The organism is Prevotella falsenii DSM 22864 = JCM 15124, assembly GCF_000613945.1.
Lineage (GTDB): Bacteria > Bacteroidota > Bacteroidia > Bacteroidales > Bacteroidaceae > Prevotella > Prevotella falsenii.
This window is the reverse complement of sequence record NZ_BAJY01000050.1, coordinates 1-10,705: the sequence shown is the minus strand read 5'-3', so window position 1 is coordinate 10,705 and position 10,705 is coordinate 1. Positions and strand designations below refer to the sequence as shown.

Annotated in this window: 10 protein-coding genes, 1 tRNA gene and 1 other RNA gene; 4 read left to right on the top strand and 8 right to left on the bottom strand. The window is 41.0% G+C overall.

Annotation, left to right across the window (positions count from 1 at the left end; translation table 11 throughout):
- Window positions 1-422 precede the first annotated feature (422 nt).
- Entirely contained in the window at window positions 423-872 is a 450-nt protein-coding gene (locus tag JCM15124_RS11970; protein WP_024999592.1) for a type I restriction enzyme HsdR N-terminal domain-containing protein, read from the bottom strand.
- 229 nt (window positions 873-1,101) lie between these two features.
- On the opposite strand from JCM15124_RS11970, the gene holA reads away from it, so the two are divergent.
- The 4 genes from holA to JCM15124_RS11950 all read left to right on the top strand — a co-directional run bounded on the left by holA (window position 1,102) and on the right by JCM15124_RS11950 (window position 5,866).
- Window positions 1,102-2,127: a DNA polymerase III subunit delta gene (gene holA, locus JCM15124_RS11965; protein WP_024999591.1), complete on the top strand. Its 1,026-nt coding sequence runs from the start codon at window positions 1,102-1,104 to the stop codon at window positions 2,125-2,127.
- A gap of 867 nt (window positions 2,128-2,994) precedes the next feature.
- Window positions 2,995-3,456: a helix-turn-helix domain-containing protein gene (locus tag JCM15124_RS11960; RefSeq protein ID WP_024999590.1), complete on the top strand. Its 462-nt coding sequence runs from the start codon at window positions 2,995-2,997 to the stop codon at window positions 3,454-3,456.
- Between the two features lie 656 nt (window positions 3,457-4,112).
- Window positions 4,113-4,886 (top strand): dihydroorotate dehydrogenase electron transfer subunit, encoded by a 774-nt coding sequence (locus JCM15124_RS11955; protein WP_024999589.1) that lies wholly within the window; start codon window positions 4,113-4,115, stop codon window positions 4,884-4,886.
- A gap of 71 nt (window positions 4,887-4,957) precedes the next feature.
- Window positions 4,958-5,866 carry a dihydroorotate dehydrogenase gene (locus JCM15124_RS11950; protein WP_024999588.1) on the top strand — a complete coding sequence of 303 codons (909 nt, stop codon included), beginning with the start codon at window positions 4,958-4,960 and terminating at the stop codon, window positions 5,864-5,866.
- A 259-nt stretch (window positions 5,867-6,125) separates the two neighbouring features.
- On the opposite strand, the gene aroC is transcribed toward JCM15124_RS11950, so the two are convergent.
- From aroC to rnpB, 7 genes are all read right to left on the bottom strand, one after another.
- The gene (gene aroC, locus JCM15124_RS11945) at window positions 6,126-7,130 is read right to left on the bottom strand and encodes a chorismate synthase (RefSeq protein ID WP_024999587.1); all 1,005 of its coding nucleotides are present in this window, start codon (window positions 7,128-7,130) and stop codon (window positions 6,126-6,128) included.
- Window positions 7,131-7,332: 202 nt separating this feature from the next.
- Window positions 7,333-7,950: an FKBP-type peptidyl-prolyl cis-trans isomerase gene (locus JCM15124_RS11935; RefSeq protein WP_024999586.1), complete on the bottom strand. Its 618-nt coding sequence runs from the start codon at window positions 7,948-7,950 to the stop codon at window positions 7,333-7,335.
- Between the two features lie 413 nt (window positions 7,951-8,363).
- Window positions 8,364-8,434 (bottom strand) — tRNA-Cys (locus JCM15124_RS16050).
- 86 nt (window positions 8,435-8,520) lie between these two features.
- Window positions 8,521-8,712 (bottom strand): FeoB-associated Cys-rich membrane protein, encoded by a 192-nt coding sequence (locus JCM15124_RS15555; protein ID WP_024999583.1) that lies wholly within the window; start codon window positions 8,710-8,712, stop codon window positions 8,521-8,523.
- Window positions 8,713-8,728: 16 nt separating this feature from the next.
- Window positions 8,729-9,136, bottom strand: a complete 408-nt coding sequence (locus JCM15124_RS11910; protein WP_024999582.1) for a YkvA family protein — start codon at window positions 9,134-9,136, stop codon at window positions 8,729-8,731.
- Between the two features lie 40 nt (window positions 9,137-9,176).
- Window positions 9,177-9,611, bottom strand: coding sequence for a hypothetical protein (locus JCM15124_RS11905; RefSeq protein ID WP_024999581.1), 435 nt, complete (start codon window positions 9,609-9,611; stop codon window positions 9,177-9,179).
- Between the two features lie 126 nt (window positions 9,612-9,737).
- Window positions 9,738-10,120: RNase P RNA component class A (gene rnpB / locus JCM15124_RS14600), an RNA gene on the bottom strand.
- Window positions 10,121-10,705 lie beyond the last annotated feature (585 nt).

Below are 10,705 nucleotides of genomic sequence, written 5' to 3'. Positions count from 1 at the left end.
AAGGTTTTGTAACACGCTGACAGCGAGTGAGTTAATCGAAAGATATGTCTTTGAATAATATTTACAATTTTATTGTCTCTTTTCTGTCTATAAAATGGGAAATAGAGAGGTATTGGTACAGATGGCTAAAAAGTGGTTATTGCTTCTTTAATGACTTTACAACAAACTTGATAGCTCACAATTTATTGCTCAAGAAAGCAGCCACGACCATTGAAACCATTGGTAAAAGTAGTCTCATTGCATAGGAATTATATCGAACTCACGTTAGAATAAGGTATGCAGGCGGAACGGAACAGCAGATGAAAAGTTCTTTTTTATTCGGCATGGCTGGATTACATGATTTCCCGTACCGAATTTCTACTGCTCGCAAAGATGGCTTTCTTATTGATGCAATTAACTTGTTTTCAAGTTTTTAGAAGTGGTTATACCTCCTTGTAATTGGGTATTGAGGGCAGGAAAGTGTAGGTTTGGCGGTCGTAATCCATCTTGCAAATGTAGGTGTCTATGCCGTTCGACACGATAAGATAATCGACGTGGAGTAGGAGATTGTAAACAGAAATCTGGTCGAAAACCTTTTGCGTGAGTTGAACATTGGGGGCTTTGTACTCTATTATCATTCGCGGGCATAAATGGTTGTCGTACAAAACGCTGTCGGCACGGATAACTTTGTCGCCGACGGGAAGCGAAACCTCGTTGGCAAGCAGGCTCATCGGGTAGTCTTTGTGGTCGATAAGGTAGTGAATAAAATGCTGCCTGACCCACTCTTCAGGCGTAATTACAAGATATTTCCGACGCAAAATATCGAAGATTTTGCGTCGCCCATTCTCTTCTTTCACCTTTATATTATAGGGTGGGAGGTTCAATTGTAGCATCGTTATCTGTCTTTTTTCTATTTGCAAAGGGCATTTAAAACCCTGCAATATTTTGTTTTCTCTTATTTATCAATTAACTTTGCAGACGATAGAATGTTGCCCCGAAATTGCCTATGGCAACTTTTTGCGTGCAAATTCAATACAAATATAGATAAATTTTCCGAGAATGCGCATCCGTTTATATAGAAAATAAACGGTAAGGGCAGTGGAAATAGCGATAAAGAAATAGATGTCGGCAAAACAAGGAACAACATTTCAGGGGATAATGAAAGACCTGAAAGCACGAAAATTCTCACCTATTTATATATTGATGGGCGAGGAATCTTATTATATAGACCAAATAACAAATTATATTGCAGAGAATGTGCTGACGCCAAGCGAACAGGATTTTAATCTGAATGTGTGTTTCGGGTCAGATGTTTCGGCAGTGCAGATAACCGATATGGCGAAGCGTTTCCCGATGATGGCAGAATATCAAGTTGTCATTGTGAAGGAAGCGCAAAATATTCGCTCGCTCGATGCATTGGAGAAATATTTAAAAAATCCAGCCAAAACCACAATTCTTGTTTGGTGTCATAAGAATGGAAAGATTGACGCAAGGAAGAAAGTGATTGGTTTGGCAGAAGCTAATGGGGTGGTATTCGAAAGTAAAAAAATACGAGAATACCAACTTGCAGGTTTTATGCAAAATTATTTGGCAACGAAAAAAATAACAATTGAGCCAAAAGCAACACAGATGATAGCCGACCATATCGGAACCGACTTGAATCGTTTGACGTCGGAACTCGATAAAGTTGCACTTTCCTTACCCGACAACGATAAAAGAATTACACCGGAAATCGTTGAAAAAGAAGTTGGTGTAAGTAAGGATTTTAACACTTTTGAATTGCGCGATTCAATCGTAAATCGCAACGTTTTCAAGGCAAATCAGATTGTAAACTATTTTGATAAGAACCCAAAGGCTGGTTCACTCTATTCTTTTTTGCCTTTACTCTTTTCTTATTTCCAAAACTTAATGATAGTTTTCTATTCACCAAACAATAAATCGGAAAACGAAATAGCCCAGACATTGGAATTAAGGAGCAGCTGGGGAGCGAAAGATTACCATACCGGAATGAGAAATTACACCGCTCGGAAGACGATGGACATAATAGCTAAGATTAGAGAAGTAGATGCGAAAAGCAAAGGATTGGATAATCCAAGCACCGGGGCAGGGGATTTAATGAAAGAATTAATCTTTTTCATTTTGCATTGAAAAAGGCATAGATTTAGCATCGGAAATAGAACGAAAAACGTCCATTTTGAGGTATTGGAAGCCCCAAAATGGACGTTTTTAATGGGTAAAATGCCCAAAAATGCCGTTTTTTCGTACTTTTTAGAGCTAAAAGAAGCTGCTCATTTTACCTGCTTTTTTCTCTTAATTAATTAGTAATAGGTAACTTACACGGTTTTATCTCCTCTGTGATTAGCTTATTTGAATTCAACCTTTACTTTGCTCCGAAATACTTAAATTACGCCATTTTCAGCTCATTTTTTAAAGCAAATATTTACGATTACTTTTTATTAACGTTTAGTTTACTGAATGATATATTTACTTTTGAAAACTAAACACATCGTTTTTATGTTTTAATATCGATATTTTGAATATTAAAAAGTGCACATTGTGATTTATATTTGCATATATAAAACTAAATCAAAGAGTGTTTATTTGTAAACGTTTAAATATGCAATGTACTTTGATGAGTATTAAACAGCTAATAACCATGTATTTATAACAAAACATTAACCTTTCTGCGACAAAAAAGGGACAACTCTACGATAAAACAAAGATAATTCTGCATAAACCCCATAACACAGCTGTAAAGACCATTAATAACCAGTATTATATGAAAAAAGACGATTTTTAAACTTAAAGTAGATTTGTCTTCGATTATTTATATTTGTATATCTAAATCACAATTGCACACGGTTTAGATTTTTATCTTTGTATTTTTAAATATCAAAAGACAAAGTTTTGAAAACAAAAATATATCTTCTTTATTTGGTTTTATGAATTATTTGTTTTACCTTTGTAAAGTTATTGAATTACGCCCGAATAGGCATTAAACAGCACTGATTGGTTATGAAAGATAGAATAAAACGCTTAATGGAGAGTCAGCACATGACGCAACAAACCTTTGCAGACTTCATTGGAATTTCGTCTGCTTCGCTTAGTAGCATCTTCAACGGAAGAACAAAACCGACATTAAATACTGTTGAGGCGATAAGAGGAAAATTTCCGACTATCAGTCTTGATTGGATAATGTATGGAATAGAGCCTATGTTCAAAGATAAGGTGGCTGAATCGCAAAATGAGAATACGACGGGGGCACTACCAGCCAACTTAAATCTCTTCGATGAAATTCCTTCAGCTCCCCTCTCCTTTTCGGTAGACGAACCCCAAACAGAGCGTAATGCTTCTTCAAAACCTAAAGATATAGTCAAAACAGAGGTGAAATATATTGACAAACTACAGCGCAATATCACCGAAATTCGCATCTTTTTTGATGACCAAACTTGGGAAACATTTGTCCCTAAAAAATGATTTTATCTTCTAAAAATTAACATTTCATTTTTGCTAATTACTGTTATTGTGACATCGTAAAGTCTCCTTGCCTATTTCAAAATGGCTCGGAGACTTTATTGTCTTTGTTACCTTAAGATGGATTTTCTTTCCTATTAGGATACGCTTGATTTGTTTAATCTCTCTATTTTATATCCGCAAGTTTAAGAATAAATATGTATTTAAGGTGTGCATAATAATGTAAAGCTGTCCTCTTTCATTGCTTTTTATTTTACATTATTATATAACAACATTGGCATTTCGAAGGAACAACATTGCCATTTCAAAGAAGCAACATTGCGATTTTAAAGAAACAGCATTGCCATTTTAAAGAAATAGCATTGCCATTTTAAAGAAATAGCATTGTAATACCAACTTTTTTACTTGACTTTTTTCTGTGTTTTTTACTGTTGTAGCTGCTGCATTGTTTGATAAAAGTGGTAAAAATGGCGGCTTTCTGCAATTTTTTCTCTCTCTTAACTGTGCTCCGCAACTTTGTTGTAGAATGGGCAGAGATGGCTTTCTGCAACTTTTTAGTCTCTCTTTCCTATAAAGAAAAAGTACTTTTCTTTGTCCAACCGGTATATAATTCGATAATTTTATGTAAGTTTGCATCAAGATTTTTCTATTATATCATCATGAAACAGAAGTTTATTCTCGACCTAAAGGTAGTGTCTGTAAAACGTTTGAATGCGAAAAACGTGTTGATAAAGCTCACTCACGATGCAGAATTGCCTGATATGATGCCCGGTCAGTTTGTCGAAGTAAGGGTTGATGGTTCGGCTTCAACTTATCTTCGCCGCCCTATTTCCATTAATTTTGTTGATAAGGAACGCAACGAATTGTGGCTGCTTGTGGCTGAAATTGGCGATGGAACACGTACTATAGCAGCTGTAAAGCCCAAGGACACGCTCAACTGTGTGCTTCCGTTGGGCAATGGTTTCACCTATCCGGCTTCGTCTTCCGATAATCTTTTGCTTATAGGCGGTGGCGTTGGTGTTGCTCCTCTGCTTTATTTTGGTATGCTTTGCAAGGAGCGTGGCATTGCCGTTACGTTCTTGTTGGGTGCCCGTACGGCTTCCGATTTATTGGAATTAAACGAGTTTAAGAAGTATGGCGAAGTCTTTGTTACCACCGAAGACGGCTCTATGGGCGAAAAAGGCTTTGTTACCAATCATTCCATATTGCACGAACGCCACTTCAATCAGATTTCCACCTGTGGTCCTAAGCCTATGATGGTGTCGGTAGCGAAGTATGCACAAGCAGCCAACATACGCTGCGAGGCTTCTTTAGAGAACCTTATGGCGTGCGGATTGGGGGCTTGCCTCTGCTGCGTTGAGAAGACTACGGAGGGTAATCTTTGCGTTTGTACCGAAGGACCCGTGTTCGATGTAAACCAATTGCTGTGGTAGTTGCGTCTTTAATGGCAGTTTATTGATGTTCACATATTATATAATAGCGAATTTAAAAATAAGTAAAAGCGATGGCAGATTTAAATGTAAGTATAGGCAACCTGCAACTAAAAAATCCTGTAATGACCGCCAGCGGAACCTTTGGTTACGGTATTGAGTTCCAAGACTTCGTTCCGTTAGACCGGCTTGGCGGCATTATCGTGAAGGGAACCACCCTTAAGCCTCGTGAGGGAAACGATTATCCCCGAATGGTAGAAACGGCTATGGGTATGCTTAATTGCGTGGGACTCCAGAATAAGGGTGTCGATTATTTCATCGAACATATTTACCCGGAAGTCAGCAAGATAGATACCAACATCATTGTAAACGTCAGTGGCAACTCTCCGGAGAATTATGCTGAGACGGCTGAAAAGCTAAACGACCTCGACCATATTCCTGCTATCGAACTGAATATATCGTGCCCGAACGTGAAAGAGGGTGGTATGGCGTTCGGTGTAACTTGTTCAGGGGCTTCTGCTGTGCTTCGCGAGGTACGCAAACGTTACCATAAAACGCTTATTGTCAAGCTCTCGCCCAACGTTACCGACATTGCGAGCATTGCCCGTGCATGCGAAGAAGAAGGTGCTGATGCAGTTTCGCTCATCAACACCCTTATGGGCATGTCCATCGACATCGAGAAACGCGCTCATCGGCTTAGCATTCGCACCGGCGGACTCAGCGGTCCGGCTGTTAAACCCGTAGCCCTTCGTATGGTTTACGATGTTGCCCACGCCGTGAAAATACCTGTTGTGGGACTTGGCGGCATATCTACAGCTGCTGATGCCATAGAGTTTCTTATGGCAGGTGCGACGGCAATACAGATTGGTACTGCCAATTTCGTAGACCCGCAAGTAACGTTGAAGGTGCGCAATGGCATCAACGAGTGGTTAGACAGCCACGGTTGCAAGTCGGTAAACGAAATCATTGGTTGCGTAGACTAATACGTTTCACACCCCGTTTAAAGTTCGGACATAGGCATTATCTTATACCGAACTCACGTTGGTTCAGGCTTAATCATCTATAAAAAAAATTTGAGAGCGTTCAACCGAACGCTCTCAACCAACACAAAAACTAAACTAGACTTAACTAAAAGTTTTCATACCATTTTCTCAAACAGTAATGAAACATGCTGCAAATATACGATAAAAGAATTATAAAAACGTACTTTTATACATTAATTTTGCATTTTACCGCAAAAAGTTATATTCTTTTGGAAGTATAGACTAATAATGCGTCCAATATTGTCATTGCTGCCATTGCTTCTACGATGGGCACTGCTCGTGGCAGAACACAAGGGTCGTGCCTTCCGCGTGGGTCTATTGTCTGTTCGTTTCCGGCAATATCCACTGTCTTTTGTTCCATCAGCAAGGTTGCTACCGGCTTGAAAGCCACTCTGAAGTATATGTCTTCTCCGTTGCTTATTCCGCCTTGTATTCCTCCACTGTGGTTGGTTCGTATTGCTATATCGTCGTTCTCGTTTTCTGCTGCCGTTGCGAAACTGTCGTTTTGTCGGCTTCCTCGCCATGTGCTTCCGTCGAAACCTTCGCCGTATTCAAAGCCTTTTGCCGCATTTATGCTTAGCATAGCCGCACCCAATTGTGCGTGCAGCTTGCCAAATTCAGGCTCGCCCAATCCTACCGGACACCCTTTCACCACACAGGTTATCACGCCGCCAATGGTGTCGCCCTCGCTTTTCACTTCTGCTATCAGGCTTTCCATCTCCTTTGCCTTTGCTTCGTCGGGGCATCTCACGGCGTTGTTCTCCGCCTGCGATAAGTCGTAGTTCCTGTAATCCTTATCTATGGCAATGTTTCCCACCTGCGACGTGTATGCTTGAATGCTTATGTTGTGTTTTCGCAGCACAAGTTTTGCCAATGCGCCTGCCACTACTCTTGCAAGCGTGATGCGTGCCGATGCCCGTCCGCCTCCGCGATAGTCGCGTATGCCATATTTCTTATAATAGGTATAGTCGGCGTGCGATGGTCTGAAAAGGTCGCGAATATCATCGTAATCCTTTGTTTGCTGGTTCTTATTCTTTACGATGAAGCCAATCGGCGTACCAGTCGATTTGCCTTCAAACACTCCGCTAAGCAGTTCCACCTCGTCGGTTTCTTTCCTTTCGGTGGTTATTTTGCTTTGTCCCGGTCGGCGTCTGTTCAGTTCGTTCTGAATAAAATCGAGGTCAATATCTATGCCTGACGGCATACCATCAACTATGCCGCCTATCGCTATGCCGTGGCTTTCGCCAAAGGTAGTTAGGTATATAGTGTACCAATTACATTGGGCATATTGTTTCCCTTTCCTTTTTTCTTTTCGTTACAAACGCCTGTGGACTGCTGTTTCGGGTCGGCTGTATTGCTGCAGAGTAGGTCCGGCACATACAAACAGCCTTCGGGGAGCATGCTTGTTAGTCCTTATTGTGGCAACTGCAGTGTCCTTCTCCCCCTTCGCCTTCTCCGTGGCAGCCGCAATGTCCATCTCCGTGCCCTTCACCATCACCGTGGCAACCGCAATTCCCACCGCAGTGGCAGCTGTTTAGCTTTTCAAAGAAGTCTTTAACCTCTTCTTCGCTTGCCTCACGGTTTTCTATTATGTGTCCTTTAAATTTCAGTTCCTTGCCTGCCAATGGGTGGTTAAGGTCTACTTTCACCTTGTCTTCCGTTATGTCGATAACGCGTGCCATAAATCGTTGTCCCTCTTGGTTCTGCAAAGGTATCATTGCTCCAACGTACACATTGCTGCTGTCGAATTCCCCTTCGTGCGAGAAAACAGCCTTTTCAAGGTCTAAAACATTTTCTTCCTTGTAGTCGCCGTAAGCCTGTCCCTTTGCCAAATCGAAAGCAAAGTCGTTGCCTGCGATAGTTTCCATTGCTATTTTTTCAAACTCCGGCAATGCCATTTCGCAACCCGTGTAAAACTTTAAAGGTTTGTTTTCTTCTGTCTTTTCTATCAAAACTTCGTTTCCGTATTCAATGCTATACAATTCGTAGCTTGCAGAAATGAATTTATGTGTTTTATTTTCCATTATTATTGCTTTACTGTTTTGTTCTTTTGCAAAGATACTATTAATTTATGAGAAACAGGCGGACTGCCTGTTGTTTTTTGTTTCGTTTCGCTTTTCTCGGTAGAAAACACCTTCCGGCTCGCTTGCAACTTCGCCTGTGTTCCTCGTTTTATAGACGGAAAACAGCGGATAGTTGTGTAAAGATTTTTCATAAGCGTATCCATTATATAACAGCTTAGTTATCAATGCTTTGCAAAACCTGTTGTTTTGCGTTCCAAAAGCGGCTGTTTTGCACGGTAAAAGCGTAGGTTTTGCATCGCAAAACAGCCGCTTTCGCAACGTCAAATCGAAATTATCGTTTTTCTTCAGAATTATCTTTACAGAATCAAAGTAATCAATAAAAAAGCCCGAAAGAGTTGTTCTTTCGGGCTTTGAGGTGCCTAGCAGAATCGAACTGCTCTACACGGTTTTGCAGACCGTTACCTAACCGACCGGCCCAGGCACCATAATAATTTGTCGATACAACTAAAGTAATTCCCTTAATTGCGAGTGCAAAAGTAATAAAAGATATTTGTTTATGCAAATATTTTATCAACTATTGCAATAAGAATTTACTTTCTTTTGTGCTTGCATGCTTCTTTTGCGCATCATTTGCTCGCGAATGGCGCAGCCTTTGCACCCTCCGCAGGCGTTTCTCGATACTTTTATGGTTCTGATCAGCATACGGATAGCGTAAGCTACCGACAGTGCCAAAACGATGCCAACGATGATGTACTGTACCATACGTTCCTCCTTTCTTTTACACGGGTTGGTCTTCTGCGTTGTCGGAAAACAGGTTCTCGGTAGCTTTCATTTCGTCTTCGTCGAACCATTGCGACAGCTTGTCCTTTGCTTTTTGCTTCACTTCCTCGTCTATGTTGCCCCAAACTTTTTGCAACACATATATAAGTACGCTGAGGTCGTCGGTCAATCCTGCAAGCGGAATGGCGTCGGGAATAAGGTCGAGCGGCGAGATGAGATACCCCAACGCCCCAATGATGATGGCTTTATCCTTGATTGAAACCTTGTCGCTTTCAACAGAGTAGTACAATATCAATGCGGCATAAACCAATTTTGCTCCTGCTCGTTTGGCTATGCGGTGTATTTTCTCAATAAAGCCGTTCTTTGTGAACTTCTCTTTATACTTGGTTAAGTCAGGAATTTCCATATTTCTTCTTTTTTGTTAGGGCTTTATACCGAAGTCGTTGTTATGTGATGGGTTGGAAACGCATCACCTTTTCCACGTATGCACAGGCTTCCGGGTGCTCTTCTTTTGCACGTTTCACCTTCTTGCGCACAATGGCTTTCATCGCTACCCGGTAGATGCCGTAGAGCAGCAAGCCTATGGCGACACCGAGAAGCACTACTTGATAGCCTTTCACGGGCAACGATTCTTCGTGGAAAGCCGACAGCACTATGATGGGCAACGTTATCAGTACCCCTGCAACGGTGTATTGCGTGCGTTCCGTTCCCTCGCTGTCGAGTGCGGCTTGGTGCTCGAAAAGGTAGTTGCCCAATTCCTCTTCGTCCAGCTTTCCGTCCATTTGCGGGAAACCGGGCTCGTTCTTATGATTTTTTATCTTGTTTTCAACCTGATGCTGAAAATCGTCCAATACGTATCGATAATCTTGAAATTGTTCCATAAACGTTGCACCAATGGCTTATTATTCTTTTTCTTTTGCGCCACAGCCTTTGTGCTGCCGGGCTGTTTCGGCTCTTTTTTCATAGCTCAACTCCCTCCCCGCGACGGGGGAGGCAGCGAGTATGTGTAAAGCAGTACTTCTATAAGCCGGGTCCTGTTTCCTTACCGTCTTTCGACAAGCAAGGACGCCTGTCATCTATCTAACCGCAGGGTCGCCCCGTGCGTTTTAGCGTTCTACCCTCCGTTGTGCCTTGTATGGCTCGGGCGAGCAGCCCTCAAACAACGGTTTACATGAACTTGCAGCTCCTGAACGGCACAGCCACGCAGTCGCCTACGTGCCGGTAGTCTCTTACACCACCTTCTCACCCTTACCTCGTTTCCAAGGCGGTTGTTTTCTTCTGCCTACATCTACTGTTGCCAATAGCTTTCATTTTCGGAAGCAGGATACTCTTTGCTGCCCGGACTTTCCTCTCGTGTCTTGCAACACCAGCGACAGTGCCGAAGTACTGCCTTAGATTGCAAAGATAGCGTAAATATGCCAAATGCCAAAGTTTTGCTACTACATTTTTTGTTAATATTTGTCCTTATATGTACTTATATAATAGAGAGCTTGGCAAAACTATTCCTGTGTCAGATTGCTATTCAGTAAGTTGTATTCTTGTTTTCTGCGCCGATATGTGTGGCTGAGAATGGTTTCGATGTTATTTTTAATAGGTTCTGTGTTTATGGGAAGCCGTATATAATGTTATTTCCGGCTTACGTTTTTAAATTATCTAAGTTTGAATAAATAATTATCTAAGCTTAAATAAATACTTTTCAAAGTTTAAATAATTCTTTCTTTAAGCTTAGATAATCTGATTTTCACGTACATAATCGGTTGCTAAACCGTGCTTTTTATTGTTCCGACTGCTTAAATGGGGCATTGGTAACGTTTCTTTTGCAACGTAATCAATATGCGGAGTATGCTTATAACGTGTTTATATAATTTTATAATGTGTGTATATAATTATGTGGAATGCAGCTTTTATTATCCCCAAAAGATAAAAAACACAGTGAAAAGTAAAAGTTTATTCGCTTTTTTTTATAAATAATTAC

Excerpts from the sequence above, each read along its gene's own strand:
- JCM15124_RS15555 (WP_024999583.1), bottom strand. The coding sequence starts at position 8,712 with ATGGTACAGTACATCATCGTTGGCATCGTTTTGGCACTGTCGGTAGCT.
- JCM15124_RS11960 (WP_024999590.1), top strand. The coding sequence starts at position 2,995 with ATGAAAGATAGAATAAAACGCTTAATGGAGAGTCAGCACATGACGCAA.
- JCM15124_RS11950 (WP_024999588.1), top strand. The coding sequence starts at position 4,958 with ATGGCAGATTTAAATGTAAGTATAGGCAACCTGCAACTAAAAAATCCT.
- aroC (WP_024999587.1), bottom strand. The coding sequence starts at position 7,130 with ATGCCGTCAGGCATAGATATTGACCTCGATTTTATTCAGAACGAACTG.
- JCM15124_RS11935 (WP_024999586.1), bottom strand. The coding sequence starts at position 7,950 with ATGGAAAATAAAACACATAAATTCATTTCTGCAAGCTACGAATTGTAT.
- JCM15124_RS11905 (WP_024999581.1), bottom strand. The coding sequence starts at position 9,611 with ATGGAACAATTTCAAGATTATCGATACGTATTGGACGATTTTCAGCAT.
- JCM15124_RS11955 (WP_024999589.1), top strand. The coding sequence starts at position 4,113 with ATGAAACAGAAGTTTATTCTCGACCTAAAGGTAGTGTCTGTAAAACGT.
- holA (WP_024999591.1), top strand. The coding sequence starts at position 1,102 with ATGTCGGCAAAACAAGGAACAACATTTCAGGGGATAATGAAAGACCTG.
- JCM15124_RS11910 (WP_024999582.1), bottom strand. The coding sequence starts at position 9,136 with ATGGAAATTCCTGACTTAACCAAGTATAAAGAGAAGTTCACAAAGAAC.
- JCM15124_RS11970 (WP_024999592.1), bottom strand. The coding sequence starts at position 872 with ATGCTACAATTGAACCTCCCACCCTATAATATAAAGGTGAAAGAAGAG.